This window comes from Kocuria rosea (assembly GCF_023715525.1).
Lineage (GTDB): Bacteria > Actinomycetota > Actinomycetes > Actinomycetales > Micrococcaceae > Kocuria > Kocuria rosea_A.
On sequence record NZ_JAMBOG010000013.1, the window covers coordinates 1 to 26,494 of the forward strand.

Genomic DNA, 26,494 nt, shown 5'->3' on the forward strand with positions numbered 1-26,494 from the left:
CCAGATGGCCTCCATCCTGCTGGCCGGGTTCATGCCCGCCCTGGCCGGAGCCATCGTGCTGTGGACCGGCGGCACGGACGTGGTGGTGGCCATCATCATCGCCACCACCGCCATCGCGATGCTCTCGGTCTCCTTCGCCCCGGAGACCAAGGACCTCGACCTCGCCACCATCGGGCAGACCTCCTCGCGCTAGCCGACGAGGGCCCGCTCACGGTTTCCGGGGGCGGAGCAGCAGGGGTGCGGACGGGCACCGGCCAGAAGGCCCGTCCGCCGCCCCGGCGCTCCGCCCCCGGGCCCGTTCCGACCACGCCGCCTCACCGATAGGTTTCCTCCCATGACCCGAGAAGCATCGTCCACGTCGTCCGTCCCGGCCCGGTCCCGCGAGCGCCCGGGGGCGCGGCGATGACGGCCGGCTGCCGCCTCGACGGCCACCGGGCGCTGGTGACCGGCGCGGGCCGCGGCCTCGGCCGGGCCGTCGCCGACGCCCTCGCCGAGCTGGGGGCCGTGGTCCACGGGACCAGCCGGGACCCGGGCACCGCGCGGCAGATCGCCGAGCGCTACGGCACCGCACCGCTGCCGCTGGACCTCGGCGACATCGGCTCCTTCCCCGGGTTCGTCGACGCGCTCCAGGACACGGGCGGGATCGACCTGCTGGTCAACAACGCGGGGATCAACATCCCGCGGCGGGCGGTCGACGTCACGGTCGAGGACTGGGACGCCGTCATGGACGCCAACCTCAAGGGCAGCTTCTTCCTCACCACCGCCGTGGCCCGCCGGTGGCTGGCCGACGGGCGCGGCGGATCGGTCGTCAACGTCGCCTCGCAGGCCGGGATCGTGGCCATCGAGGAGCGCGCCGCCTACGGGACCAGCAAGGCCGGGCTGATCCACCTCACGAAGCTCCTGGCCCTGGAGTGGGCCCGGGACGGCATCCGCGTCAACGCCGTGGCCCCCACGTTCGTGCGGACCGAGCTGACCGAGTCCACCCTGAGCCGCCCGGACTGGGCGGCGGAACTGCTCGGCCGCATCCCGGCGGGGCGCTTCGGCGAGCCCGAGGACGTCGCCGGAGCCGTCGCCTTCCTGCTCAGCGACGCCGCCTCCCTCATCACGGGCCACACCCTCGTCGTCGACGGCGGCTACACCATCCGGTAGGCCGCGCGGGAGGAGGCCGCCCCCGGGTCGGCGCACGGCGCAGCCGCCGCGTAGGCTCGGAGGATGACCAGCGCACAGGACATCGCCGAGTGGATGCTCGAGCGCATCCGCACCGAGGGACGGCTCTCCCAGGACCAGGCCGTGGAGCAGATCCCGGAGACCTTCGGCCCCGAGTGGGTCCGCACCCTGGAGAACGGCCACACCGGGATCAGCAAGGACGTCCTCGCGGCCTTCCGCAAGGCCCACGGCGGCACGGTCCAGTGGGACCGCGACCGCCGCTTCTGGTCCGCCAGGGGCTGAGCCCCCTCAGCCGTCCGCCGAGGCCCGGATCCCGAAGCTCAGCGCGTGGCTCTGCCCCGGCCGCAGCACCAGGAGGTCGGTGCCGGAGTTGAACGCGTCGGGCGGGCACGTCATGGGCTCGACGGCCAGGCCCCGGCGCCCCACCTTGTCACCGCTGTAGACCTGGAGCCAGGGCGCGGCCGCCGTCAGCCGGGTGGACAGCCCGGTGCCGGGATGGTGGAGCACCACCTCCCACGCCTCGTCCGGCAGAGCGCCGAAGGCGTGGTCGATCTGCTGGGGGCCCACCGTCCGGGCCTGCCGGAAGTCGAGGCCGGCCTCCTCCACCGGGACCGTCCCCGTGGGCAGCAGCCGCTCGTCCACGGTCACGACCCGCCCGGCCGGCACCTGCAGGGCGCACTCGTCGACCGGGGCGAGCCCGCAGGTCAGGTAGGGGTGGGAGGACGCGCCGTACGGGGCCGGGGCGTCCCCGACGTTGGTGGAGGTGATCTCCACGGCCAGTCCGCGGTCGGCGGCGAGGCGGTAGCGGACCTCGCTCACGAGGTGGAACGGGTAGCCGTACCGGGGCAGCAGGCTCGTGCGGAACCGGGCCTCGCCGGGGCTCAGCTCCACCGCCTCCCAGTCCACCCAGCAGGCGAGGCCGTGCAGGGCGCTGTGCGTCGCGTGCTCGTTGACGGGCAGCTCGTGGGTCTCGCCGCCGAAGCCGTAGCGGCCGTCGGCGATCCGGTTCGGCCAGGGCACGAGGGTCTTGCCCTCGTAGGCGGCGGGGATCCCCGAGGCGGGCACGGGCAGCACCAGGTCGGTGCCGCGCCAGGTCAGGGCCCCCAGGGCGGCCCCCGAGGAGAAGACCGTCGCCCGGTACTCGCCGGCGGCCAGGGTGTGCGCCGCGCCGTTCGCCGAGCGGTCGGGGACCGCGCGGTGGTGCCCCTCCTCGTGCCCCGGACCGCGCCCGGGGCGGGGCACGACGGTGTTCACAGCCCCTGGGCCAGCCTGTAGTAGGCGTGGTTGAGCCGCAGGTCGCGGGCGAACTGCCGGGTCGTCGTCCCCTCGTCGATGACGGCGAGCTCGACGCCGGCCATGTCGGCGAGGTCCTCGAAGACCTCCAGGCCCACGGCCGTGGTGAGCACGGTGTGGTGCGCGGCGCCGGCCGTGAGCCAGCACTCGGCCGAGGTGGCCAGGCCGGGCCGGGGGCTCCACACGGCCCGGGCGACGGGCAGGTTGGGCAGCTCGGCGTCCGGCGGGACGACGTCGACGACGTTGGCGGTCAGCCGGAAGCGCTCGCGCAGGTCGGACATCGCCACGACGACGCCCTGACCGGGGTCCGTGTCGAAGACCAGCCGGACCGGGTCCTCGCGCCCGCCGATGCCCAGCGGGTGGATCTCCAGCCGCGGCCGCTCCGTGGTGAGGGACGGGCAGACCTCGAGCATGTGGGCGCCGAGGATCTTCTCCCTGCCCGGGGTCAGCTCGTAGGTGTAGTCCTCCATGAGCGAGGCGCCGCCGGGCAGCCCGTGGCCCATGACCTTGGCGGCCCGGACGAGGATCGCGGTCTTCCAGTCGCCCTCGGCGCCGAAGCCGTACCCGTCGGCCATGAGCCGCTGCACGGCCAGGCCCGGGAGCTGGCGCAGCCCGCCGAGGTCCTCGAAGTTGGTGGTGAACGCCCCGAACCCGCCCTCTTCGAGGAACGCGCGCAGGCCGAGCTCGATCCGGGCGCCGTAGCGCAGGGACCCGTGGCGCTCCCCGCCGGGGCACAGCTCCTCGGCGATGTCGTAGAGCTGCTCGTAGTCGGCGACCAGGGCGTCCACGTCGGCATCGGCGGCCGCGTCCACGGCCTCGACGAGGTCGTTGACGCCCCAGGTGTTCACGGAGACCCCGAGGCGGATCTCGGCCTCGGTCTTGTCGCCCTCGGTGACGGCGACGTTGCGCATGTTGTCGCCGAAGCGGGCCAGGCGCAGCTCCTGCATGGCGGCCCAGCCCGCCGCCGCGCGCGCCCACGTGCCGATCTTCGCCTGGACGAGCGCGTGGCCGGCGTGGCCCACCACGGTCTTGCGGGCGATCCCGAGGCGGGTGGCGATGTAGCCGAACTCGCGGTCGCCGTGGGCGGCCTGGTTGAGGTTCATGAAGTCCATGTCGAGGTCCGCCCAGGGCAGCTCGACGTTGGCCTGGGTGTGCAGGTGCAGCATCGGCTTGGTCAGGGCGTCGAGGCCCAGGATCCACATCTTCGCCGGGGAGAAGGTGTGCATCCAGGTGACGACCCCCAGGCACGCGTCGTCGGCGTTGGCCTCCAGGGCCGTGCGCCGGATGGCCTCGCGGTCCTTGAGCACCGGCTTCCACACCACGCGCACGGGCACGTCGGCGGCGTCGTCGAGCGTGGCGGCGATCGTCCGGGACTGCTCGGCCACCTGGCGCAGGGTGTCCTCGCCGTAGAGGTCCTGGGAGCCGGTGAGGAACCAGATCTGCTTGCCGTCGAAGGGGTTCTTCATGCGTGCTGCTCCTCCTGCTGGGTGGCGGGCTGGCCGTAGACGTTCTGGTAGCGGTCGTGCAGGCGGTCGATGTCCGTCTGCGGGATGGGGGTGGGCTCGCCGAGCTGCCGGCAGATGTGGACGGTCCGCGCGACCTCCTCGCACAGCACGGCCGCCTTCACGGCCGACCGGGCGTCCCTGCCGACGGTGAAGGGGCCGTGGTTGGCCATGAGCACCGCCGGGGACCGCGACCCCCGGAGGGTCTCCACGATGCCCCGGCCGATGGAGTCGTCCCCGATCAGGGCGAAGGGCCCCACGGGGATGTCCCCGCCGAACTCGTCGGCCATCATCGTCAGCACGCACGGGACCGGCTCGCCCCGGGCGGCCCAGGCGGTGGCGTAGGTGGAGTGGGTGTGCACCACTCCCCCGACCTCGTCCATGTGCCGGTAGACGTAGGCGTGGGCGGCGGTGTCCGAGGAGGGCTGCAGGCGGGCCGGGGTGCCGTCGTCGATCTTCGTCCCGTCGAGGGTGCAGACGACCATCGTCTCGGCGCTGAGGTCGTCGTAGGAGACGCCGGAGGGCTTGATCACGAACAGCTCCGCGCCCGCCACCCGCTCCGAGACGTTGCCGGCCGTCCACACGACCAGCTCGTTGCGCGGCAGCTCGGCGTGCAGGGCCGCGACCCGGGCCCGTGCCTGCGCGACGGCGGCCTGGACCTCGGCGGGCAGGTCGGCCAGTCGCGGGCTCACGAGACGACCTCCGCGGTGCGCGCCGCGCGCTCGGCCCCGTCGGTCCCCACGGGCACCGGCTCGCCCGGGGCGGGCCGCCCCGGCGCCGCGAGGGCCTCGCGGCGGATCCTCCTGAGCCGGTGCATGACGTCGCTGCCTCCCCGGCCGAAGTGGTCGTGGAGCTGCCGGTACTCGACGTAGAGCGCGTCGTAGCGGCGGGCCGCGTCCTCGTCCGGGGTGTAGGCGGCCGCGATCCGCCGCCCCATGGCCGCGGCACCGGCCCGCACGTCGGGGTGGGCCCCGGCCGCGACGGCGGCGTGGATGGCCGAGCCGAGGGCCGGGCCCTGCTCGGAGGCGATGACCGACAGCGGCAGGCCGGTGACGTCGGCGTAGAGCTGCATCAGGAAGCGGTTCTTCAGCAGCCCGCCGGCCACGACCAGCTCGGTGACCGGCACCCCGGCCCCGGCGAAGGCCTCCACGATGGTGCGGGTGCCGAAGGCGGTCGCCTCCAGCAGGGCCCGGTAGACGTCCTCCGGGCGCGTGGTGAGGGTCAGGCCCAGGACCAGCCCGGACAGCTCGTGGTCCACCAGCACCGAGCGGTTGCCCGAGTGCCAGTCCAGGGCGATCAGGCCGTGCTCGCCGATCTGCTGGGCGGCGGCCTTCTCCGTGAGCAGCTCGTGCACGGACACGCCCCGCCGGCGGGCCTCGTCCGCGTACTCGGCGGGCACCTGGTGGGCCGCGTACCAGCCGAAGATGTCGCCCACCCCGGACTGGCCGGCCTCGTAGCCCCAGGCGCCCTCGACGATCCCGCCGTGCACGACGCCGCACATGCCCGGCACCTCGGCCAGGGTCTCCCCGTTCATGACGTGGCAGGTGGAGGTGCCCATGATCGCCACCATCTGCCCGGGCTCCAGGGCGTCGGCGGCCGGGGCGGTGACGTGGGCGTCGACGTTGCCGACGGCGACCGCGATGCCCTCGGGCAGTCCCGTCCAGGCGGCGGCCCGGGCGCTGAGCGTACCCGCCCGGTGGCCGAGCTGGCCGATCTCGTGCTCCACCTTCTCCCGCACGAACCCGGCGAAGCCGGGGTTCAGGGCGGCGAGGAAGTCCTCGGTGGGGTAGGCCCCGTCCTGGTAGATGCCCTTGTACCCGGCCGTGCACGCGTTGCGCACGTAGCGGCCGGTCAGCTGCCACACGATCCAGTCGGCCGCCTCGACCCAGTGCTCCATCGCGGCGTAGACCTCGGGGTCCTCCTCCAGCACCTGCAGGCCCTTCGCGAACTCCCACTCCGAGGAGATGAACCCGCCGTACCGGGCGATCCACTCCTCGCCGCGGGCGTGGGCCAGGGCGTTGATCCGGTCGGCCTGGCCCTGGGCCGCGTGGTGCTTCCACAGCTTGACGTAGGCGTGCGGGCGCGCGGCGAACTGATCGAGCTCGCACAGCGGCGTCCCGTCGGACGTGGTGGGCACCATGGTGCAGGCCGTGAAGTCGGTGCCGATCCCGATCACGTCGGCCGGGTCCACCCCGGCCGCCGCCACGGCCGCCGGCACGGCCTGCCGGAGCACCTCGACGTAGTCGGCCGGCACCTGCAGCGCCCAGTCCGGGGGCAGCGCCTCCCCGGCGTGGGCGCTCAGCGCACGGTCCATCACCGCGTGACGGTACTCGTGCACCGCGCTGCCGAGCTCCGCGCCGTCCGCGACCCGGACCACCACGGCCCGACCGGAGAGGGTGCCGTAGTCCACCCCGACGACCACGGCTCGTTGAGAACTTGACTGGTCCACTTCGACCCACTTCCTGTGTCCGGCTCGTCTGGCACGAGCAGCGCGTCCGCCACCCGGTCCCGATGTGGTCGACACCACAGATGTTATCGCTAACATGAGGAAGTGCAAGTGCTCTCGTCCGCCTCCCCGCTCCCGGTGGCGCGGCAGACACCACCGGAAGAGGAGGACGCCTGTGCGCGTGGCCCGCCTGCACGGCATCGAGGACGTGCGCCTGTCCGAGGAGGACGTCCCGGTGCCCGGTCCCGGGGAGTCGCTCGTGCGCGTGGAGGCCGTCGGCCTCTGCGGCTCGGACCTGCACTGGTTCGGCCAGGGCGGCATCGGCGACGCCGTCGTCGAGCGCCCCGTCGTGCCCGGCCACGAGCTGGCGGGCACCGCGGTCACCGGTCCCCACGAGGGGCGCCTCGTGGCGGTCGACCCGGCGATCCCGTGCGGCCGCTGTGCCCTGTGCCGGGAGGGCCACCGCAACCTGTGCCCCACGGTGCAGTTCTCGGGGCACGGGACGCTCGACGGGGGGCTGCGGCAGTTCATGGCCTGGCCCACCGACCTCCTGACGCCCCTGCCGGAGGGCATGACCGCGGCGGACGGCGCCGTGCTGGAGCCGCTCGGGGTCGCCCTGCACGCCTGGGACCTCTCGCACGCCCGGGCGGGCGCCACGGTCGCCGTGGTCGGGTGCGGGCCCCTCGGGCTCCTGCTGGTCCAGCTCGCCCTGGCCTGCGGGGCGGCGCGCGTGATCGCGGTGGAGGCACTGGAGCACCGTCGCGCCGCCGCACGGCGCTGCGGGGCCGGGACCGTGCTCGCGCCGGACGAGGCGCGGGACCCGGCGGTCTGGCAGCGGATCGCCGGCGACGGGTGCGACGTGTCGTTCGAGGTGTGCGGCAGCGACGAGACCGTGCGCACGGCCCTGCTCGCCGCCCGGCCCGGGGCGCGCGTGCTGCTGGTCGGCATCCCCGACGACGACCGCAGCTCCTTCCCCGCAGGCCTGGCCCGCCGCAAGGGGCTCACCCTCGTGCTCGTGCGCCGCATGAAGGAGATGCACGCCCGGACGGTGGGGCTCGTGGCGTCCGGGCGCATCGACGTGCGCTCCGTCGTGTCGGCCACCCATTCCCTGGACGACGCTCCCCGGGCCTTCGCGGCGGCCGTCGCCCGGCAGGGCCTGAAGATCGTGATCGACCCCCAGCGGCCGTGAGCCGCGTTCCCGGGCCCGGCCGCGCTCTGGAAGAGCCCGCCGTCACGGGCCGCGAGCGGTGCCGCCGGCCTCAGCGAGGAGCGGCGGTGCTGGCCCTGATGGCGAGCGAGGGCTGGATCCGCACGGTCTCCAGGTCCGGGGACCCGGCGTCCGTGGCGTCGATCATGTCCAGCAGCCGCCGCAGGCAGGCGCGCCCGAGGTCGTCGAAGGGCTGCCGGACGGTCGTCAGGGGCGGCGTGAAGTAGCCCGCGCCGGCGACGTCGTCGAAGCCGGCGACCGAGACCTCGCCGGGAACCTCCACGCCGCGCTCCCAGAAGGCGCGCAGCATGCCCAGGGCCATCTCGTCGTTCGCGGCGAACACGGCGGTCGGCCCGTGGCCGGCCCGGAGCTGGTCGGCCGTCTCCAGGCCGATGGCGTACCCGCTCGACGCCCGCCAGTCGCCGCTCGTCAGACGGGTGCTGTCGAGACCTCGCTCCTGCATCTCGTCGCGCCACCCCTGGACGCGGATCCGGGCGTCGAACCAGTCCTGCGGCCCGGCGACGTGGAGGACGTCCCGGTGCCCGAGGTCCAGCAGGTGGGCCGTGACCGCCCGGGCGCCGCGGTACTGGTCGACGTGGACGCGGGAGAGCGAGGCCGAGCTGGGCCGTCCCCGCCCCTCCTCCCGGGAGGTGATCATCACGATGGGCACAGGAGCCCGGAAGTGGTCGATGACGTGGGCGACGGTGTCGTGCGGGACGATGACGACGATCCCGTCGACGCCGTGGGCCAGGAAGTGCTCCAGCACCCGGTTCATCGACTCGACCCCGTAGTCCCGCAGCGTCGCGACGCTGACGAAGTACTCGTGCTCCCGGGCGGCCTCCTCGATGCTGACCAGCGTGCTCAGGGGGCCGTGCAGGGACGACCCCGTGGCCACCACGCCGATCGTGTCCGTGCGCTTGCGCACCAGCGCGCGGGCCACGGCGTTGCGCCGGTACCCCAGCGCGTCGATCGCCGCGTGGACGCGCTGGCGGGTCGCCGGGCGCACGCTCGGGTGGCCGTTGAGCACTCGGGAGACGGTCTGGTGGGAGACGCCGGCCACCTTCGCCACGTCCATCATGGAGGGGGCGCGCTCGCCGGCGCCGAGGAGGGGCGTGGCGCCGGCCTGGTCGATCTGGGACATGCCCCCATCATCCCCCTCATCGGAGCGCGGCGGGGCGTGCCCGGGACGAACGCCCTGCTCCGCGGCCGGCGCCGGTCCGCTGCGCCCCGGGCGGGGCTGGAGCCGGGAGCGCAGGGGCAGGACACTGGCATCAGGCCCGGGGACCGCCCGGGACACGACCGGAGAGGACCCGTCATGACCGACCTCGACGTCGCGGCCGCCGTCATCGACCAGATCGACCGGCACTGGACCCAGCAGCTGCGGCCCCGCCTCGCGGGACTGAGCGACGAGGAGTACTTCTTCGACCCCACGGGCGGGTCCGCGTGGACCGTCCACCCCCGGACGCAGCGGCGCACGCCCCAGCAGGCGGGCGCCGGGGAGCTCGTGGTGGACTTCGCCCTGCCGGAGCCGGTGCCCGCGCCGTTCACGACCGTCGCGTGGCGGACGGCGCACGTCGTCGTCGGGATCCTCGCGGTGCGCAGCCACGGGCACTTCGGGGGCCCGGAGGCCTCCTACCGGAGCTGGCCGTACGCCGGGACCGCCGACGAGGCGCTGGCCCAGCTCGATCGTGAGTACGCGCGCTGGATGTCGGGGGTGCGCTCCCTGTCGGACGCGGACCTGGCGCGCCCGTGCGGACCGTCGGAGGGCGCGTACGCGGAGCTGCCGATGCTGGCCCTGGTGCTGCACGTCAACCGTGAGCTGATCCACCACGGTGCGGAGATCGCCCTGCTGCGCGACCTCTACGCCCACACCCGCTGAGCCGCCCCGCCCGAAGCGCCGTCCGGGGGCTCAGCGCCCCGGCCGACGAGGGGCAGGCGGTGCGGGAGGACCGGCCGTCAGCAGCTCCGCCGGGACCAGGTGGGCGTCCCGCACGCCGTCGAGCAGGCGGGGGTCGAGGGGCACGCCGCGCTTGAGCACGCTGAGGGTCCCCGAGGCCTCGAGCACCACGCACGCCACCTCGTCGGGACGGCGCACCCCGGCGCCCCGCAGCGCCCCGAACAGCTCGGCCTCCACCACGTGCGCCCGGCGCAGGTTGGCCTCCAGCACCCGCCCGCCCGCCATCAGCAGCAGGGCCCGGTTGTTCATCAGCGCCGCCCCGCGCACCCCGGCGCGCAGCTGCCCGAGGAGCGCCTCCAGGAGGAACAGCGTGGCCAGCCCCAGCACGCCCGCCGCCAGCGTGGGCGTGCTCCCGAGGATCACGCGCCCGGCCACCGCGCCGAGCATCACGGCCACCACCACGTCGAACGTCGACAGCCGGGAGAGCACCCGCTGCCCGAAGACCCGCACGAGCACCAGGAACGCGAGGTAGATCCCGACGGCGGAGGCCACCACGGCGAGCGCACCGGGGGCGTCCACGCCGAGGCGGCCGAGGACGTCGGGGAGCACGGCTCAGGCCTCCTGGTCCGCGAACTGCGTCTCGTAGAGCTCCGCGTAGCGCCCGCCGGCCGCGAGCAGCTCGGGGTGGGAGCCCTGCTCGACGATGCGGCCGCCCTCGACCACGAGGATCCGGTCGGCGGAGCGGACCGTGGACAGCCGGTGGGCGATGACGAGGGCGGTGCGCCCCTCCATCGCCTCGCCGAGGGCCGCCTGCACGTGGGCCTCGTTGGTGGAGTCCAGGGCGGAGGTGGCCTCGTCGAGGATCACCACGCGCGGGGCCGCGAGCAGCAGCCGGGCGATGGTCAGCCGCTGCCGCTCCCCGCCGGAGAGCCGGTAGCCCCGCTCCCCCACCACGGTGTCCAGACCGTCCGGCAGAGCCCGGATCACGTGCTCCATCCGGGCGCGGGTCAGCGCGTCCCACAGCTGCTCGTCGGTGGCGTCGGGCCGCACCAGGGTGAGGTTCTCCCGGATCGACTCGTGGAAGAGGTGGCCGTCCTGGGTGACCATGCCGATGGTCCCGCGCAGCGAGGCGAAGGTCGTCTCCCGCACATCGGTGCCGCCGATCCGCACGGCGCCGGAGGTGACGTCGTAGAGGCGGGCCACGAGCTGGGCGATCGTGGACTTGCCGGCGCCCGAGGAGCCCACGAGGGCCACCGTCTGCCCGGGCAGGACGGTGAAGCTGATCCCGTGCAGCACCTCCTCGCCGCCGCGGGAGTCCAGCACCGCGACGTCCTCGAGGGAGGCGAGGGAGACCTCCTCGGCGGAGGGGTAGGCGAAGTGCACGTCGTCGAACTCCACCGACGCGGAGCCCGGCGGGAGGGGGCGGGCCCCGGGCCGCTCCTGGATCAGCGGCACGAGGTCGAGGATCTCGAAGACCCGCTCGAAGCTGACCACCGCGCTCATGATGTCCATCCGGGCGTTGGCCAGCATGGTCAGCGGCGTGTAGAGGCGGGTGAGGAGCAGGGCGAGGGTCACGACGTCGCCCGCGTTTAGGGTGCCGAGGATCGCCAGCGCCCCGCCGAGGCCGTAGACCAGGGCGAGGGCCAGCGCGGAGACGAGGGTGAGGGCGGTGACGAACGTGGTCTGCAGCATCGCGACCCGCACGCCGATGTCCCGCACGCGGCCGGCGCGGCGGGCGAACTCCGAGGACTCGGCCTCCGGGCGGCCGAAGAGCTTCACCAGGGTCGCGCCGCCGGCGGAGAAGCGCTCGGTCATCTGGGTGGACATCGACGCGTTGTGCTGGGCCGCCTCCCGCTGGAGGGCCGCCAGCCGCCCGCCCATGGCGCGGGCCGGGACCAGGAAGATCGGCAGCAGCAGCAGCGACAGGACGGTGACCTGCCAGGAGATCGTGACCATGACGACGACGGTGAGGAGCAGCGACACCACGTTGCTGACCACGCCGGAAAGCGTGTTGGAGAAGGCCCGCTGCGCGCCGATGACGTCGGTGTTCAGGCGGGAGACCAGCGCACCGGTGCGGGTGCGGGTGAAGAAGGCGATCGGCATCCGCTGGACGTGGTCGTAGACGGCGGTGCGCAGGTCGAGGATGAGGCCCTCGCCGATCCGCGAGGACAGCAGCCGGTTGAGCACCCCCAGCCCGGCGTCCAGGACGGCGACCACGGCGATGGCGGCCGCCAGCCACACCACCGTGGAGACGCTGTCCCCGGCGGTGATGGCGTTGACCACGTCCCCGGCCAGGAGCGGGGTGACCACGCCGAGGACCGCCAGGAGCACGGAGACGACCAGGAAGACGACGAGCCGGGCGCGGTGCGGCGTGGCGAAGGCGGCGATCCGCCGGACGGTGTCCCGGGAGAGCCGGCGGTCCTTGACCCCCTGGCCCTCGACGGTGCGCCACATGACCATGTGCGGCGAGTTCTGCATGCTCATCCGGCCACCCCGATCTGCGGGGATCACCCGCGCTGGAACCGCGGCGGCGCCGTCGTGGTGGGTGCCGCGCCCGGTCGATCTTACGCGCCCCGCCCGACACGCCGGACCCGGACGGGGCGCCCCCGGCAGGACTCAGGCGCGGCGGCGGGCGATCAGCCGGTCCAGCGACCAGCGGCCGGCACCGGCCAGGGCGAAGAGCGCGGAGGCGGCGGCCAGGAGCAGGACGAGCTCGATCCCGCCGTCGGCGGCGAAGAAGCCGCCGGGCAGGTGCACGAGCACCAGCGCGCCGAGCATGTCGAGCGCCAGGAGGGCGGCGACCACGCGGGTGCCCAGGCCCAGGACCAGGAGCAGGCCGCCCAGGAGCTCCAGGACGGCGACGGCCGGGGCCGCGACCTCGGCCAGCGGCACGCCCATCTGGGCGAAGGAGGCCTGGGTGCCGGCGATGGTCCACTCGGTGACCTTCTGCCAGCCGTGCAGGAGGAAGGTGACGCCGAGGACGACGCGCAGCAGGGTCAGGCCCGCGGTCGCGGCGGCGGGCTCGGAGGGAACGGTAGGGGAGGAGGTGCGCTCGGGCACTGGTGTCATGGACATGTCACCATCGTAGGAACAAAAACTTTCTGCCGCAAGCTTTTGTGGGAGCGCGCTCCGCGTCACCCGCAGCCGGACTCGACCCCCAGGGCGGAGGGGCCCGCCGCCTCGTCCACGACCCGCCCGATCAGCGCCAGCTGCCGGACCTGCTCGGAGGTGAGCCGGTCCATCACCGTGCGCCGGACGTGCTCCACGTGCCCGGGGGCGACCTCCTCGACCTTCTCGAGGCCCCGGGGGGTGATCTCGGCGAGCACCACGCGCTTGTCCTTCGCGTCGCCCGCGCGCACCACCAGGTCGTCGCGCTCGAGCCGGGCCACGATGCGGGAGAGCCGCGACTGCGAGGTGTTGGTGACGGCGGCGAGCTCCGACATCCGCCGGCGCCGGTCGGGCGCCTCGGAGAGCATCGCGAGGACGAGGTACTCGGCGAGGCTCAGGTCCGCCTCGGCCTGCAGCTGGGACTCGATGCTGCCGGGAAGGGTGAACATGATGGAGACGAGGGCCAGCCAGGCCTCGCGCTCCTCGGGGGACAGCCATCGGGTCTCGGTCATGGGGAGAATTCTACGAGCCGTTCCTTGACGCCTCAAACAACCGCCGTGCGGAGTGCCCCCGGAGCCCTGGTGGTGGGCCCCACCTGCGGGTCCGCCCATAATGGGGCCATGGACTCCCTCGGCACCTGGCCCCTGCCCCTCACCGCGGACGACCGCGGCTTCGACGCCCAGGTGATGAAACGGCTCCGGACGGGCCCGGCACCCCGGCGCGACGACGACGCCGACCGCCCCGCCCCGGTCGAGCGGCTCGACGCGGCGCTGGTGCTCGCGATCCCGCTCGCGGCGGCGCTCGCCGTGGTGCTGCTGTGGCAGCAGTGGTCCCGCTCGGGCTCGGCGCTGCTGCTGGTGCTCCTCGCCGGGATCCTCGTCGGCGCCGCCCTGTGGTGGGTGTCCCGACTCAGGCGCGCCTTCGCGGGTGCGCAGCGGCGGCTCGGCTCCCGCCTGGCGGACGTGGTCGTGCACGGCGTGGGCGTCGTGCGGGAGCTCTCGCTCGCGCCCGTCCCCGGGGAGGGCGCCGCCGAGGGGGCGGATGCGCAGCACGACGGACGCGTCCGGGCCCGGCTCGAGCTGTCCGTGAGCCCGGTGAGCGGGCCCGGGTTCAGCACCGCGGTGGAGGCGGTCTACGACGCCGGCGCGGCCCGCCGTCTCCAGGCCGGCTCGCACGGGCCCGTGCGCTTCCTGCGCGACGACCCCGCGGGCACCACCGTGATCGAGACCCGGCTGTCCGCGGCGCAGGTCGAGCAGGTCTACCGCGCCGCGGCGCTGAACTGAGCGGCGCTCACGGCCGGAGGGGCGTCCGCCGCTCCTGCGCGGCCCGCTCCGCCTTCGCCCGCAGCTGCTCGCGCAGGTCCTCACCGGCGGCCAGCAGCTCCGGCAGCCGCTCCCGCTGCGTGGTCTGCGCGCGGAAGGCGTCCACGACCCCCACCCCGTGGGCGGCACGGTGCACGAGCTCCACCGGCATCCCCGCGCGCACGGTGCCCGGCTCCAGGACCTTCAGGTAGGCCCCCGAGCGGCCCCGCTCGGTGAACCTGCGCAGCCACCCCCGCACCTGCATGGCCGCGCGGAACGTTCCGCAGGGGATGCGCGCGTCGGTCACCTGCAGCAGCACGTCCCCGATCCGCCAGCGGTCGCCCAGCCGGGCGTCGTCGACGTCGGCGCCCAGAAGGGTGAGGTTCTCCCCGAAGGAGCCGCTGGGGACCTCGCGGCCGAGCTCCCGCGCCCAGTGGTCGAGCTCCTCGCGCGCGAACGCGTACACCGCCTGGTCCGTGCCGCCGTGGTGCCGGCTGTTGCCGATGAAGTCGCCGACCACGCCCGAGCCGAGGCCGCCCCGACGGGGGCCGGGCTCGCGGAGCTCCACGGCCCCGGGGACGGGGCGCTTGCGGATCCCCGTGGGCAGGGCCGACCGTGCGGGGTTCTCCTCGGCGCGGCCCACGTTGACGCTCTCCACCACGCCGATCCGCCGCTTCTCGCTCATGCCGGGAGACTACCGGGGGACCCGGTCCCGGACGAGGCCGGGGGGATCAGCGCCGGGGCTTGAGCGCGCTCGATCCGGCGGACGGCACGACCGGGGTGGCGGCCGTCTCGGCCTCCGGCTCCACGACCTCGCGCCGCTCGGGCCGGCCGGCACCTGATCCCTCGTCCACCGCGGTCCCCGGGCGGGGCGTGCGCACCGGCAGGGAAGGACGGCGGCGCCCGGACGTGCGGGGGGCGTCGTTGATCGCGGTCACGGACACGGCCATCGCGTTGAGCGCGAGACCGAGGAGCACGAACAGCCACGCCGCGACGGGGTACCACGCCAGGCCGAGGACCACTCCGAGCACGACGAGGGCGACGGAGGTCAGGTAGGCGGGCGTCAGGACGCGCTGGACGTTGAACTTCATGACCTCTATTCCATCACGCGGGCGCGTCGATCGACCAACGCGCCCGGCCGTTTCCCGGAGGGCTCCCGGCGGACTCCCCGGAAGCCCTCCCCGCGTATACCGTGGACGGCATGGACGACGTGGTCAGCCTGGATCCCGACCTGCTCGAGCTCGCCCGCACCGCCCGCACGGTGGCCGTCCTCACCGGCGCCGGCATGTCGGCGGAGAGCGGGGTGCCCACCTTCCGCGAGCCCGGGAAGGGGCTGTGGGACCGGTGGTCGCCCGCGCAGCTGGCCACCCCGGAGGCGTGGGAGGCGGACCCGGAGCTCGTGTGGTCCTGGTACCTGTGGCGCGCCCGGCAGGTCCGGCTGCTGCGGCCCAACGACGGCCACCGGGCCCTCGCCCGCTGGGCCCGCACGGCGCGGGTGCGGGTCGTCACCCAGAACGTCGACGACCTGCACGAGCGGGCGGGCTCCGAGGTGCTGGCGCACCTGCACGGCAGCCTCTTCGCGTTCCGCTGCTCGGCGTGCGGCACCCCGTACCCCGGCGACCTCGTGGACGGCCTCGGCCTGGACCGCGCGGAGGGCCTGGACGAACCCGTCCGCGAGCGCCCGCCGGCCTGTCCCGCCTGCGGCGGCCCGGTGCGCCCGGGCGTGGTCTGGTTCGGGGAGCTGCTGCCGGAGGGCGCCATGGAGCGGGCGGCGGAGGCCGTGGCGCAGGCCGATCTCGTGGTCGTCGTGGGGACGTCGGGCCTCGTGCAGCCGGCGGCCTCCCTGCCGCTGATCGCCGCCGGCCGCGGCATCCCCGTCGTCGAGGTCAACCCGGAGGACACCGCGCTCACCCCGCACGCGACGTGGTCCGTGCGGGCGGGCTCCGCGCGGGCCCTGCCCCGGCTCGCGCCCGGCGGCGGCGGGGAGCCCGCGTCCCGCTGAGAGCTGAACCGTTCCCCGGTGCCTTGTCACGGTCCGGGCCGCGGGACGAGACTGGGCGGCGGACACCGGTCCCCCGGAGGCGCTCCCCGGGACCACGCTCACCTCCCACGAAAGGCACGGTCCATGACCCAGTCCCCCACCCTGACCCTCCACGACGGCAACACCATTCCCCAGTTCGGCTACGGCGTGTGGCAGGTCGACTCCGAGATCGCCGAGGACGTGGTCGGCAAGGCCCTCGAGGTCGGCTACCGCCACATCGACACCGCCAAGATCTACGGCAACGAGGAGGGCGTCGGCCGGGCCATCGCCAACAGCGGCATCCCGCGCGACGAGATCTTCGTGACCACCAAGCTGTGGAACGACGACCACGGCTACGACTCCGCGCTGCAGGCCATCGACGCCTCCCTGGAGCGGCTGGGCCTCGACTACGTCGACCTGTACCTCATCCACTGGCCCACGCCGCAGCGCGGCAAGTACCTGGAGACCTGGAAGGCCTTCCAGGAGATCCGCGACAGCGGCAAGGCCCGCTCCATCGGCGTCTCCAACTTCCCGGAGGAGGAGCTGCAGGAGATCATCGACGCGACGGGCGTGGTGCCCGTGGTCAACCAGGTCGAGCTGCACCCCTACTTCAACCAGTCCGCGCTGCGCGAGGTCAACGCCTCCCACGGCGTACTCACGGAGGCGTGGTCCCCGCTGGGCCAGGGCGGCGACCTGCTGCAGGACCCGGTGATCCGCGAGATCGCCGCCAAGCACGGCGCCACGCCCGGGCAGGCCATCATCGCCTGGCACCTGGCCATCGGCAACGTGGTCTTCCCCAAGACCGTCACCCCCGAGCGGATCCAGGAGAACTTCGACGCGCTGGAGGTCCGGCTCGACCCCGAGGACGTCGAGGCGATCAACGGCCTGGACAACGGCGGGCGCATCGGCACGGACCCGAAGGACTTCAACTGATCCCCGGCCGCCGCTGAGCGGACCGACCGCCCGGGAGCGCCCGGGACCGCGGCCTCCCCGCCGATTGGTGCGGAACGGGGCGGCGGGTGGAGCATGGACGCCATGACTTCCGAGACCCCTCGCGCGACGGACGGCGCCACGAGCGCCCTGCGACCGCGCGATCCCTCCGACGACACCCCCGGGACCGACCCCCGCAACCCCTCCGGCAGGACCTTCTTCGGCCAGCCGCGCATGCTGGCGAACCTGTTCAGCGTGGAGACGTGGGAGCGGTTCTCCTTCTACGGCATGCAGGGCATCGTTCTGCTCTACATGTACTTCGCCACGGCCGACGGCGGGCTGGGCATCGACCGGGCCACGGCCGCCGGCATCGTGGGCGCCTACGGCGGCACCGTCTACCTCTTCGCCATCGTGGGCGGGTGGGTCGCCGACCGGATCCTGGGCTCCGAGCGGACCATGTTCCTCAGCGGCGTGCTCATCATGCTCGGGCACGTCTGCCTCGCCCTGATCCCCGCGGTCCCGGGCCTGGCCACCGGCCTGATCCTCATCGCGATCGGCTCCGGCGGGCTCAAGACCACGATCACCAGCCTCGTGGGCTCCCTCTACGACCGCCACGACCCCCGCCGCGACGCCGGCTTCTCGATCTTCTACATGGGCGTCAACATCGGGGGCCTGCTCGGCCCGCTGCTCACCGGCTGGGCCCAGCAGACCTGGGGCTTCCATCTCGGCTTCGGCCTCGCCGCGATCGGCATGGCCCTGGGCCTGACGCAGTACGCGCTCAACCGCAGGAACCTCCCCGGCGAGGTCCACCACGTGCCCAACCCCCTGCCCCGCGACCAGTACGGGAAGTGGGCCGGGATCGCCGCAGCCGCGGTCGCCGTCGTCGTCGTGGCCGTCCTCACGGGCCTGCTCACCGCGGACAACCTCGCGAACGTCGTCGTGGTCGTCACCGTCGTGGCGGCCGTGGCCCTGTTCACCGTCCTGCTCACCAGCAGGAAGGTCGACGACGACGAGCGCTCCCGCGTGCGGTCCTTCATCCCGATGTTCATCGGCTCGGCCGCGTTCTTCGCCCTGTTCCAGCAGCAGTTCACCGTGGTGACGATCTACTCGGACACCCGCCTGGACCGGGCGCTCGGCGACTGGACCATGCCCATCTCGTGGGTGCAGTCCTTCAACCCGTTCTTCATCATCGTCTTCGCCCCCGTGTTCGCGGCCCTGTGGACCCGCCTGGGCGCGCGGCAGCCCTCGACCCCCACCAAGTTCGGTCTCGGCATCATGCTCATGGGCTCGGCGTTCCTCGTCTTTTTGCCCATGGTGGGCGTGGGCGCGGTGCCCGTGCTGTGGATCGCGCTGATCCTCCTCGTCGCCACGCTCGGCGAGCTGCTGGTCTCCCCGGTGGGCCTGTCCCTGTCCACCAAGCTCGCCCCGCGGGCGTACCCCGTGCTGATGGTGGCGCTGAACTACCTGTCGGTGGCCCTGGGCACGGCGCTGTCCGGATCGCTCGCCGTGTTCTACAGCGAGCGGACCGAGGGCGCCTACTTCGGGGTGCTCGGCGCGGTGACCATCGCGATCGGCGCGGTCCTGCTGCTGCTGGCCCGGCCCGTGACCCGCTGGATGCGCGGCGTCCGCTGATCCCCCCCGGCCCCCTCCGCCCCGGCACGCCGCGGAGGGGGCCGGCCTCGTCCCGGGCCGTGCCGGGAACCATCTCCCGCACCACCGCGGCCGCGGGGACCTCCCGCTCGGCCGCGGAGGACGGACCGGCCCACAGGCCGATCGCCTCCGGGTCCAGACCTCCCGCCGCAGTCGCCCGGACGGGCTCCGACCGCTGATCCACCTGGACACATGCCGTGGGCGACATGTTCGTGCAGCGCGCGAGGACCCCCTCGCGCGGGCCCCGCACGAGCCGCCCCGAGAACGTCCGGGTGAGCGCCGTCCCCGGGTGGCGCCCGGAGGCCTGCGCCGGCGGCCACGAACGCCACGGCGAGGGAGGACAGGGCGCAACGGCGCGCCGACGAGGTCACGTCTCCCGGCCGGGGAGGCCGTGGCCGCCCGTCCCCCTGGGTCGGGCCCGAACCTTGGCATAGGCTGAGAGCACCGTCACTGTCCGACCCGGCGCACGTCCACCCGACCTGACCGATGCGAGGTATCCCATGGCCCAGTCCGCGCAACCGACCACCCGGGCGGGTCATCAGCCCGAGCTCAAGCGGGTCATGGGCCCCGGCCTGCTCCTGCTGTTCATCGTGGGCGACATCCTCGGCACCGGCGTGTACGCCCTCACCGGCAACATCGCGGGCGAGATCGGCGGCGCGGCCTGGGCGCCGATCCTCGTGGCGTTCGTGGTCGCGACCATCACCGCGTTCTCCTACCTGGAGCTCGTGACGAAGTACCCCGGGGCGTCCGGGGCCGCCCTGTACACGCACAAGGCCTTCGGGGTCCACTTCGTCACGTTCCTCGTGACTTTCGCCGTGCTCAGCTCAGGCCTGACGTCGGCCTCGACGGCCGCCTCGGCCGTGGCCTCCAACTTCGCCCGCGGCTTCGGGCTCGACGTCGGCACCACGGGCATCACGGTGATCGCGGTGCTCTTCATCGCCGTGCTGGCCGCGATCAACGTCCGGGGCGTGACCGAGGGCCTGGCGTTCAACGTGGTGCTCACCTGCGTGGAGCTGACCGGTCTGCTCATCGTGATCCTCGTGGGCTTCTGGGCGGCGTTCCAGGGCAAGGCCGACTTCAGCCAGACGATGGTCTTCGAGACCTCCGAGGACAAGGGCCTCTTCCTCGCGCTGACGGCGGTCACCTCGCTGGCCTTCTTCTCCTTCGTGGGCTTCGAGGACTCGGTCAACATGGTCGAGGAGACCAAGAACCCCAGCCGGGACTTCCCCCGCGTGATGCTCTTCGGCCTGGGGCTCACGGGCGCCGTCTACATGCTGGTCTCGATCTTCACCGTGGCGGTGGTGCCCATCGGCGTGCTCGGCGAGTCCACCACCCCGCTGCTGGACATGGTCAAGACCGGGGCGCCGAACATCCCGATCGACACCATCTATCCCTTCCTGACGATCTTCGCCGTGGCCAACACCGCGCTGATCAACATGCTCATGGCCTCGCGCCTGCTCTACGGCATGGCCCGGCAGGGCGTGCTCCCCGACTTCCTGGGCTACGTGCTGCCCGTCCGCCGGACCCCGTGGTCGGCGATCATCTTCACCACCGTCCTGGCGATGGGCCTGATCATCGCGATCAACAACATCCTCGGCAAGGGCACCGCGAGCGCCCTCGGCGGCACCACCGCCCTCCTGCTCCTCGGGGTGTTCACCATCGTCAACATCGCGGCGATCATCCTGCGCCGGGACACCACGCCCACCCACGACTACTTCCACGCGCCCCGGGTCCTGCCCTACCTCGGCGCGCTCACGTGCGCCTTCCTGGTGGGCCCCTGGGCCCAGGACGTCATCGAGTACCAGATCGCGGCGGTGCTGCTGGCCATCGGCCTGGGCCTGTGGATCCTCAACTTCATCTACGACCGCCTGTTCCTGGGCCGCAAGGTGCGCTTCGAGAACCCCGAGGACCTCGCCCGCCTGGAGGACGAGCCCGAGGGCCGCGACCCGCACCTCGGCAACCGCTGACCCCCGCCCCCGCCGCACCCGAGGAGATCCCGTGACCGTCGTCGTCGGATACATGCCCACCGCCCCCGGACACGCGGCCCTGGACGCCGCGATCCTCGAGGCCGAGCGCCGCAGCACGGACCTCGTGGTGGTCCAGCCGCGGCCGCGGCGCCACCAGTCGCAGGAGGTCGTCGCGGACATCGACGTCGAGCAGGACAAGCTCGCCCGTTCGGGGGTGCGCTACGTGCTGCGGGAGCCCGACCACGACAGCGACCCGGCGGACGTCATCCTCGACACCGCCCGCGAGCACGACGCCGAGCTCATCGTCCTGGGCATCCGCCGGCGCTCCCCGGTCGGGAAGATCATCACGGCGAGCACGGCCCAGCGCGTGCTGCTGGAGAGTCCCTGCCCCGTGCTGTGCGTCAAGGCGATCTACGACTGAGCCGGGTCCTGTTAGTTCTGTTTTCGAACTATTAGACTGGGGCCGGATCCCGGCAGCCTCGGGACGCGTCGGCCGCTGCGCCGCTCCACCGCCCGGAAAGGCCCCGCCATGCCCTCCACCGCACCCGCCGGCTCCCGGCCCGCCCCGTGGGCGGACGCCCCGGAACCTCCGCGGCCGTCCCGCGGCCGCCGGTGGCTGCGGGTGCTGCTCCCGGCACTGCTGATCGTGGGCTGGCTGGCCGTGGCCGGGATCGGCGGGCCGTACTTCGGGAAGATCTCCGAGGTCTCCACGAACGACCAGTCGAGCTTCCTGCCCGAGTCCACGGAGTCCACCCGCGTCGCGGAGCTGCAGGGCGCGTTCCGGGACTCGGACGCCATCCCCGCCATCGTCCTCCTGGTCCGGGAGGGCGGGCTCACCGCCGAGGACCGGGCCTGGGCCCAGGAGCTCACCGCGGCGGTCCAGGAGGCGGGCCTGGCGGAGGGCGAGACCTCCCCGCCCCTGCCCTCCGAGGACGGCCAGGCCCTCTCGGTCGTCGTGCCCCTGCCGGACGGCGAGGTCGTCGACGACGTCGAGGCCCTGTCCGCCCAGCTCGAGGAGGGCATCCCGGAGGGGCTGGAGAGCTACGTCACCGGACCCGCCGGCTTCACGGCCGACCTCGTCGCCGGCTTCGCCGGCATCGACGGTCTGCTGCTGGGGGTCGCCCTGGCCGTGGTGTTCGTGATCCTGCTCGTCGTCTACCGCTCCCCCGTGCTGCCGGTGCTCGTGCTGCTGACCTCGGTCTTCGCGCTGAGCGCCGCGATCCTGCTGGTGTACTGGCTCGCCGCCAACGACGTCGTGCGGATCAGCGGACAGGTCCAGGGCATCCTCTTCATCCTCGTGGTCGGCGCGGCCACCGACTACTCCCTGCTCTACACCGCCCGCTACCGGGACGCCCTGTTCCGCCACCGGCACCGCGGGGACGCGACGCGGGCGGCGCTGAAGGGCTCGGCGGAGCCGATCATCGCCTCCGGCGCCACGGTGATCGCGGGCCTGCTGTGCCTGCTGCTGTCCGACCTCGCCTCCAACAAGGCGCTGGGCCCCGTGGCCTCGGTCGGCATCGTCATGTCGATCCTCGCGGCGCTGACCTTCCTGCCCGCCGTGCTCCACGCGACCGGGCGCGGCGCCTTCTGGCCCTTCCGCCCCCGGTACGACCCGGGGAAGGCCGAGCGCGTGCGCGTCGTCGACCACGGGGCGGACGGCCGTCCGACGGTCGAGGGCCGGGGCCTGTGGGCCTCCGTGGCCCGGTTCGTGGCGCGGGCCCCGCGCGCCATCTGGGTCGTGACCACGCTGGTGCTGCTGATCCTCGCCGGGTTCAGCACCCAGTTCCAGGCCTCCGGCGTGGAGCAGAGCGAGCTCGTGCTCGGCGAGTCCGAGGCCCGCGACGGCCAGCAGGCCCTCGCGGAGCACTTCCCCGGCGGCTCGGGCAGTCCCGCCGTCGTGATGGTGCCCACCGAGGAGCTGGACGCGGCCGTGGAGGCGGTCGAGGCCACCGGCGGGGTGGCCGACGTCTCCGCCGTCGCCGGCGGTTCCCCGTCCGGCACCGTGCCGCTCGGCGACGCCGCGGTGGGCCCGTTCGCGGGCGTCGAGCCGACCGAGGCGCAGGGCCGGTACCAGCTGCGGGCCACCCTCGAGGACGCCGCGGACTCCCCCGAGGCCGAGGCCACCGTGCGGCAGCTGCGCGAGAACCTGTCCGCGCTGGACCGGGAGATCCTCGTGGGCGGCACGACCGCCACGACCATCGACACCAACGAGACCTCGATCCAGGACCGCACCCTGATCATCCCGGTGATCCTCGTGGTGATCACCCTGATCCTGATGCTGCTGCTGCGCTCGGTGCTGGCCCCGGTCCTGCTGGTCCTCACCACCGTGGTCTCGTTCTTCACGGCGCTCGGGGTCTCGGCGCTCGTCTTCGAGCACCTGCTGGACCTGCCGGGAGCCGACCCGTCGGTGCCGCTGTTCGGGTTCGTGTTCCTCGTGGCGCTGGGGATCGACTACAACATCTTCCTCATGTCGCGCGTGCGCGAGGAGTCGCTCTCCCACGGCACCTGCGCCGGGATCCTGCGGGGCCTGGCCCTCACGGGCGGGGTGATCACCTCGGCGGGGATCGTGCTGGCGGCGACCTTCGCGGCGCTGGCCGTCATCCCCATCATGTTCCTGGTGCAGCTGGCGTTCATCGTGGCGTTCGGCGTGCTGCTCGACGCGCTGATCGTGCGCTCCCTGCTGGTGCCCGCCCTGACCTACGACGTCGGGCGGGCCGTCTGGTGGCCCTTCCACCGGCGGATCGAGCCCTGAGCCGGACCCCGGGAGGACCCGGGGCCGGGCTCAGGCGGCGTGGTGACCGGAGTGCCGGGCGACGACCGGCACGTGCGCCGTGACGGGATGCGCCTCCTCGGCGGGCGCACCGTCCTGCGCGTCGTCGCCGGCGTCGGGCGCCACGAACCCGGCGCCCTCCTGGCGCCAGCCGAAGCCGTAGGCGAGCGCGGGCACGACGGTGTTGGCGAGCCCGCAGCCCACCGCGAGCCCGGCCCACGCGACGGGGAACGAGGCGAGGACATCGAGCGGATAGTGCACGCCCAGGTAGACCCGGGACAGCCCCACGAGCACCGCGGTCACCAGGCCGGCGACGAGCACGACGGGAGCGGCGAGGGATCCCCGCACGGCCAGGCAGAAGGCCGCCCCGATCGCCACCGCCGCCCCCGTGTGCCCCGACGGGAAGGACGTGAGGCCGTCCACCAGGACCAGGGGATCGGCGAACGCGGACGCGTCCGGGCGGGGACGGCCCACGGCGACCTTGACCATCGCAACGGCGGCCCACCCGCTGAGCGCGGTCACGGCGAAGCCGGCGGCGTCCCACGGACGGCGGCGTGCCCGGGCGAGCCACGCGGTGAGCGCCGCGATGATCGCGAGCGCCCCCGGGGTCGAGAACGCGTGGTGGAGGACGAGGGCGAGGGCGTCCAGGACGCCGACGTGCGCCGCCTGGAGCCGTTGCAGGACCTCGGTCTCCTGGGCCGCCGTCCCGGGGGAGTACACGAGCAGGCGGCCCACGGTCGCCGTGACGAGCACGACGATGAACGGGACGACCAGCCACTGGTGCAACTGGGGCAGGGACCAGGTGGAACGGGCCGGCCGGGGGGAAGAGTACTGCGCCGGTAGTGCCATGTGCTCCACCATGACACACGCCACGTTGCCGGAGCGGTCCGGAGGGGCGTTGCCAAGGGGGTTGGGGGAATTTTCGCCGAATCGATACAAAGAATGACAAATCATGAAGCATGTGGGCGGAAGCGGGGACAGCTCGGACCCCTGTGTGACGGGACCCGGCCGAATACGTCGGCGGCGGCCTCGATCAACGGCAAAAGGCTGATTGCTCGCGTCGCTGAGGAGTTTCACGTGGAACAGGTGGCGAAGCCAGCGGCAGATCAACCTCATGATGGGGATTTGACCTCCTTCCGGGCCTCACGCCGGTGCTGGAACCGGCTCCCGGAGCCGGCTCCCCTGTCCCGGGGCCGGGGGACGGGACCTTGCGGGGGAGGGCGCTAGACTGTGCGGCCACCGCACCCGGCCGCACCCCCGGTCGGTGGATCCCGCAAGCAGTGGAGGAGAACCCGTGTTCAAGAAGGACCCGTCCCGCAGGACCCGGCCGTCCGCGTCCCACGCCGATGCCGTGCGGCACGTGGAGCAGGGAGGCGTGGCGATCTACTGGCGCCCCGGCTGCCCGTTCTGCAGCATGCTCGAGCACGGACTGGGCGAGGACGCCGACAGCGCCACCTGGACCAACATCTGGGAGGACCAAGACGCCCTCGCGTTCGTGGAGTCGCTCAACGACGGCAACGCCACCGTGCCCACCGTGGTCGCCGGCACGGAGCACTTCGTCGCAGCCTCCCCGGAGGCGGTCGCCGCGACCAGGGGTCTGATCGACCACGCCCGAAAGGCCCGCTGAGCGCGGGCCCGGCAGGCCGAGGAGCCGGCGGGCCGCGTCAGCCCAGGTCCAGCAACGCCGCCAGCTCCGCGAAGACCGCCGGGACCAGGCTGTAGTGCGCCCACCTGCCCCGCTGCTCACGGGTGACCAGACCGGCGTCCACGAGCTTCTTCATGTGGTGGCTCACCGTGGGCTGGCTGATGCCGAGGTCGTCCACCAGGTGGCACACGCACACGGCCTCGCACCCCTGCGCCGCCACGTGGGAGAGCAGGCGCAGGCGCGTGGGATCGGCAAGCGCCTTGAGCACTCCGGCGAGCCGCCCGGCCTCGTCGGCGGTCAGGGGGCGCTCGGTCAGTGCGCAGCACGGGGAGGACATGCATTCCACCATACATTGACGGTGATCTATGTGACACCTAGGATGACCCAGGATCGACGTCCGTCGATGCACCCGGGACACGGGGTGGCGCACCGCGCGGCGCCGGCGCTCCCGCTCCGCCCCGGACCCCGCAGAGGAACACCCGCATGACGCAGTCCCCCACGGCCTCCCCCGCCCGCACGGCCGCGCCCTCCGGCGCGGTCCGGGACCTGTCCTTCCTCGACCGCTGGCTGCCGGCGTGGATCCTGCTCGCCATGGCCGCAGGCCTCCTGCTCGGCCGCCTCGTGCCCGGACTGGACACCGCCCTGGAGGCCGTGACGGTCGGGGAGGTCTCTCTGCCCATCGCCGTCGGGCTGCTGGTGATGATGTACCCGGTGCTGGCGAAGGTGCGCTACGACGAGACCCACCGGGTGGCCGGGGACAGGCGCCTGATGGGCGCCTCCCTGGCGCTGAACTGGATCGTCGGGCCCGCACTCATGTTCGCCCTGGCCTGGCTCCTCCTGCCCGATCTGCCCGAGTACCGCACCGGGCTGATCATCGTGGGCCTGGCCCGCTGCATCGCCATGGTGCTGATCTGGAACGACCTCGCCTGCGGGGACCGCGAGGCCGCGGCCGTGCTCGTGGCGGTCAACTCCGTCTTCCAGGTGCTCGCCTTCGGCGCGCTGGGCTGGTTCTACCTCCAGGTCCTGCCCGGGTGGCTGGGCCTGCCGGCGACGTCGGCGGAGTTCTCCGCGTGGTCCATCGTCGTCTCCGTGCTCGTCTTCCTGGGCATCCCCCTGGTGGCCGGGTTCCTCACCCGCACGCTCGGGGAGAGGACCAAGGGCCGCACCTGGTACGAGCAGAGGTTCCTCCCCGGACTGGGGCCCTGGGCCCTGTACGGGCTGCTCTTCACGATCGTGCTGCTCTTCGCCCTCCAGGGCGAGGCGATCACCTCCAGCCCCTGGGACGTGGTGCGCATCGCCTGGCCGCTGCTGGCCTACTTCCTCCTCATGTTCGGCATCGGCCTGCTCGCCTCCCGCGCCCTGGGCCTGAACTACGCGAGGTCCACCACCGTGGCCTTCACCGCCGCCGGCAACAACTTCGAGCTCGCCATCGCCGTGGCCATCGGCACCTTCGGGGTCACCTCCGGGCAGGCCCTGGCCGGGGTGGTCGGCCCGCTCATCGAGGTGCCTGTGCTGGTGGCCCTGGTCTATGTGTCCCTGGAGGCCGGGCGCAAGCTGTTCCCCGGTGATGCCACCGTTCCCACCCGCTGAC

27 protein-coding genes are annotated in these 26,494 nt (G+C 73.5%); 14 read left to right on the forward strand and 13 right to left on the reverse strand.

The genetic code is table 11. From position 1 onward, the window contains the following. From M3185_RS10575 to M3185_RS10585, 3 genes are all read left to right on the forward strand, one after another. The coding region (locus M3185_RS10575) for a hypothetical protein (RefSeq protein ID WP_251333641.1) at positions 1–193 on the forward strand (193 nt) is incomplete at its 5' end. Between the two features lie 209 nt (positions 194–402). Then, on the forward strand, positions 403–1,149 hold the full coding sequence (locus tag M3185_RS10580) for an SDR family NAD(P)-dependent oxidoreductase (protein WP_251333642.1): 747 nt from the start codon (positions 403–405) through the stop codon (positions 1,147–1,149). A 63-nt stretch (positions 1,150–1,212) separates the two neighbouring features. Further along, positions 1,213–1,449, forward strand: a complete 237-nt coding sequence (locus M3185_RS10585; RefSeq protein ID WP_251333643.1) for a DUF6953 family protein — start codon at positions 1,213–1,215, stop codon at positions 1,447–1,449. A gap of 6 nt (positions 1,450–1,455) precedes the next feature. Here the strand turns inward: M3185_RS10585 and M3185_RS10590 are convergent, their stop codons facing one another. Genes M3185_RS10590 through araB form a run of 4 tightly spaced genes read right to left on the reverse strand, consistent with a single transcriptional unit; the run spans position 1,456 to position 6,411 of the window. Next, entirely contained in the window at positions 1,456–2,421 is a 966-nt protein-coding gene (locus tag M3185_RS10590) for an aldose-1-epimerase (protein ID WP_251333644.1), read from the reverse strand. After that, complete coding sequence (gene araA / locus M3185_RS10595; protein ID WP_251333645.1) at positions 2,418–3,926, reverse strand: L-arabinose isomerase; 1,509 nt, start codon at positions 3,924–3,926, stop codon at positions 2,418–2,420. The genes M3185_RS10590 and araA overlap by 4 nt, the downstream gene beginning before the upstream one ends. After that, positions 3,923–4,654, reverse strand: coding sequence for an L-ribulose-5-phosphate 4-epimerase (locus M3185_RS10600; RefSeq protein WP_251333646.1), 732 nt, complete (start codon positions 4,652–4,654; stop codon positions 3,923–3,925). Before M3185_RS10600 ends, araA begins: the two co-directional genes overlap by 4 nt. After that, on the reverse strand, positions 4,651–6,411 hold the full coding sequence (araB, locus tag M3185_RS10605) for a ribulokinase (protein ID WP_251333647.1): 1,761 nt from the start codon (positions 6,409–6,411) through the stop codon (positions 4,651–4,653). The genes M3185_RS10600 and araB overlap by 4 nt, the downstream gene beginning before the upstream one ends. Before the next feature lie 172 nt (positions 6,412–6,583). Between araB and M3185_RS10610 the strand changes: the two genes are divergently transcribed. Further along, the gene (locus M3185_RS10610; protein WP_251333648.1) at positions 6,584–7,597 is read left to right on the forward strand and encodes a zinc-dependent alcohol dehydrogenase; all 1,014 of its coding nucleotides are present in this window, start codon (positions 6,584–6,586) and stop codon (positions 7,595–7,597) included. A 70-nt stretch (positions 7,598–7,667) separates the two neighbouring features. On the opposite strand, the gene M3185_RS10615 is transcribed toward M3185_RS10610, so the two are convergent. Next, a complete protein-coding gene (locus M3185_RS10615; protein WP_251333649.1) occupies positions 7,668–8,756 on the reverse strand; it encodes a LacI family DNA-binding transcriptional regulator in 1,089 nt (362 codons plus the stop codon). A 174-nt stretch (positions 8,757–8,930) separates the two neighbouring features. Here M3185_RS10615 and M3185_RS10620 point away from each other — a divergent pair, with 174 nt between their 5' ends. Next, a complete protein-coding gene (locus M3185_RS10620; protein WP_251333650.1) occupies positions 8,931–9,494 on the forward strand; it encodes a DinB family protein in 564 nt (187 codons plus the stop codon). A gap of 30 nt (positions 9,495–9,524) precedes the next feature. On the opposite strand, the gene M3185_RS10625 is transcribed toward M3185_RS10620, so the two are convergent. The 4 genes from M3185_RS10625 to M3185_RS10640 all read right to left on the reverse strand — a co-directional run bounded on the left by M3185_RS10625 (position 9,525) and on the right by M3185_RS10640 (position 13,132). Then, positions 9,525–10,121, reverse strand: a complete 597-nt coding sequence (locus M3185_RS10625; protein ID WP_251333651.1) for a DUF421 domain-containing protein — start codon at positions 10,119–10,121, stop codon at positions 9,525–9,527. 3 nt (positions 10,122–10,124) lie between these two features. After that, positions 10,125–11,996 carry an ABC transporter ATP-binding protein gene (locus M3185_RS10630; protein WP_374238497.1) on the reverse strand — a complete coding sequence of 624 codons (1,872 nt, stop codon included), beginning with the start codon at positions 11,994–11,996 and terminating at the stop codon, positions 10,125–10,127. A 132-nt stretch (positions 11,997–12,128) separates the two neighbouring features. Then, complete coding sequence (locus tag M3185_RS10635) at positions 12,129–12,581, reverse strand: DoxX family protein (protein ID WP_374238500.1); 453 nt, start codon at positions 12,579–12,581, stop codon at positions 12,129–12,131. A gap of 65 nt (positions 12,582–12,646) precedes the next feature. Next, positions 12,647–13,132: a MarR family winged helix-turn-helix transcriptional regulator gene (locus tag M3185_RS10640; RefSeq protein WP_251333653.1), complete on the reverse strand. Its 486-nt coding sequence runs from the start codon at positions 13,130–13,132 to the stop codon at positions 12,647–12,649. Between the two features lie 108 nt (positions 13,133–13,240). Between M3185_RS10640 and M3185_RS10645 the strand changes: the two genes are divergently transcribed. Next, positions 13,241–13,903 carry a hypothetical protein gene (locus M3185_RS10645; protein ID WP_251333654.1) on the forward strand — a complete coding sequence of 221 codons (663 nt, stop codon included), beginning with the start codon at positions 13,241–13,243 and terminating at the stop codon, positions 13,901–13,903. 7 nt (positions 13,904–13,910) lie between these two features. On the opposite strand, the gene M3185_RS10650 is transcribed toward M3185_RS10645, so the two are convergent. Both M3185_RS10650 and M3185_RS10655 read right to left on the reverse strand, forming a co-directional pair. Further along, positions 13,911–14,606, reverse strand: coding sequence for an MOSC domain-containing protein (locus tag M3185_RS10650; RefSeq protein WP_251333655.1), 696 nt, complete (start codon positions 14,604–14,606; stop codon positions 13,911–13,913). A gap of 46 nt (positions 14,607–14,652) precedes the next feature. Further along, positions 14,653–15,012: a hypothetical protein gene (locus M3185_RS10655; RefSeq protein ID WP_251333656.1), complete on the reverse strand. Its 360-nt coding sequence runs from the start codon at positions 15,010–15,012 to the stop codon at positions 14,653–14,655. Between the two features lie 110 nt (positions 15,013–15,122). Between M3185_RS10655 and M3185_RS10660 the strand changes: the two genes are divergently transcribed. The 6 genes from M3185_RS10660 (at position 15,123) to M3185_RS10685 (ending at position 23,240) form a co-directional block, all read left to right on the forward strand. Beyond that, positions 15,123–15,923 carry an SIR2 family NAD-dependent protein deacylase gene (locus M3185_RS10660; RefSeq protein WP_251333657.1) on the forward strand — a complete coding sequence of 267 codons (801 nt, stop codon included), beginning with the start codon at positions 15,123–15,125 and terminating at the stop codon, positions 15,921–15,923. Between the two features lie 123 nt (positions 15,924–16,046). After that, positions 16,047–16,874 (forward strand): aldo/keto reductase, encoded by an 828-nt coding sequence (locus M3185_RS10665; protein WP_251333658.1) that lies wholly within the window; start codon positions 16,047–16,049, stop codon positions 16,872–16,874. A 102-nt stretch (positions 16,875–16,976) separates the two neighbouring features. After that, on the forward strand, positions 16,977–18,503 hold the full coding sequence (locus tag M3185_RS10670) for a peptide MFS transporter (protein ID WP_251333659.1): 1,527 nt from the start codon (positions 16,977–16,979) through the stop codon (positions 18,501–18,503). Positions 18,504–19,021: 518 nt separating this feature from the next. Next, positions 19,022–20,488, forward strand: a complete 1,467-nt coding sequence (locus M3185_RS10675; protein ID WP_251333660.1) for an APC family permease — start codon at positions 19,022–19,024, stop codon at positions 20,486–20,488. Positions 20,489–20,519: 31 nt separating this feature from the next. Next, positions 20,520–20,909: a universal stress protein gene (locus M3185_RS10680; protein WP_251333661.1), complete on the forward strand. Its 390-nt coding sequence runs from the start codon at positions 20,520–20,522 to the stop codon at positions 20,907–20,909. 108 nt (positions 20,910–21,017) lie between these two features. Then, on the forward strand, positions 21,018–23,240 hold the full coding sequence (locus M3185_RS10685) for an MMPL family transporter (RefSeq protein WP_251333662.1): 2,223 nt from the start codon (positions 21,018–21,020) through the stop codon (positions 23,238–23,240). A gap of 30 nt (positions 23,241–23,270) precedes the next feature. Here the strand turns inward: M3185_RS10685 and M3185_RS10690 are convergent, their stop codons facing one another. After that, entirely contained in the window at positions 23,271–24,107 is an 837-nt protein-coding gene (locus M3185_RS10690; RefSeq protein ID WP_251333663.1) for a phosphatase PAP2 family protein, read from the reverse strand. A gap of 445 nt (positions 24,108–24,552) precedes the next feature. On the opposite strand from M3185_RS10690, the gene M3185_RS10695 reads away from it, so the two are divergent. Further along, positions 24,553–24,885 (forward strand): glutaredoxin domain-containing protein, encoded by a 333-nt coding sequence (locus M3185_RS10695; RefSeq protein ID WP_251333664.1) that lies wholly within the window; start codon positions 24,553–24,555, stop codon positions 24,883–24,885. 37 nt (positions 24,886–24,922) lie between these two features. Here M3185_RS10695 and M3185_RS10700 read toward each other — a convergent pair whose 3' ends face one another. Further along, positions 24,923–25,240 carry an ArsR/SmtB family transcription factor gene (locus M3185_RS10700; protein WP_251333665.1) on the reverse strand — a complete coding sequence of 106 codons (318 nt, stop codon included), beginning with the start codon at positions 25,238–25,240 and terminating at the stop codon, positions 24,923–24,925. A 146-nt stretch (positions 25,241–25,386) separates the two neighbouring features. Here M3185_RS10700 and arsB point away from each other — a divergent pair, with 146 nt between their 5' ends. Further along, a complete protein-coding gene (gene arsB / locus M3185_RS10705; RefSeq protein WP_251333666.1) occupies positions 25,387–26,493 on the forward strand; it encodes an ACR3 family arsenite efflux transporter in 1,107 nt (368 codons plus the stop codon). Position 26,494 lies beyond the last annotated feature (1 nt).